This is a genomic window from Pseudomonas sp. EL_65y_Pfl1_R83 (assembly GCF_963970695.1).
In the GTDB taxonomy this organism is placed as follows: Bacteria; Pseudomonadota; Gammaproteobacteria; order Pseudomonadales; family Pseudomonadaceae; genus Aquipseudomonas; species Aquipseudomonas tritici.
In genome coordinates, this window is record NZ_CAXAQI010000447.1 from 1 (window position 1) to 448 (window position 448).

Annotated in this window: 1 protein-coding gene; it reads left to right on the forward strand. The window is 65.4% G+C overall.

Annotated elements, in window-relative coordinates:
* On the forward strand, window positions 1-448 hold a 448-nt coding region (locus AACY08_RS29755), incomplete at both ends, for an aldehyde dehydrogenase family protein (RefSeq protein ID WP_339472675.1).

Below are 448 nucleotides of genomic sequence, written 5' to 3' on the forward strand. Positions count from 1 at the left end.
TTGCTGCTGCAGGAGGAAATTGCCGAGACGACGATCGCAATGCTGAAGGGCGCGATGGACACGTTGCGGCTCGGCGATCCCGGCGATCCCGCGACCGATGTCGGCCCGGTGATCGACCAGGCTGCCTATGACAAGCTCATGGCGTATCGTGCTGGTGCCACCGTGCTGAAGACGCTGGACGCGCCTGCCGAGGGGCTGTTCGTGCCGCCGACGCTGATCCGGCTGTCGCGGATCGAGGAACTGACCGCTGAATGGTTCGGACCGATCCTGCATGTCGTCACCTGGCCGTCGGGCAAGCTCGCCGAGACGATCCGTAGCGTGAATGCCAAGGGCTATGGCCTGACGATGGGGCTGCACAGCCGCATCGCCCGCGCGGCCGAGGAAACCGAAGCGCTGGCCGAAGTCGGCAATCTCTACGTCAACCGGTCGATGATCGGCGCGGTGGTCG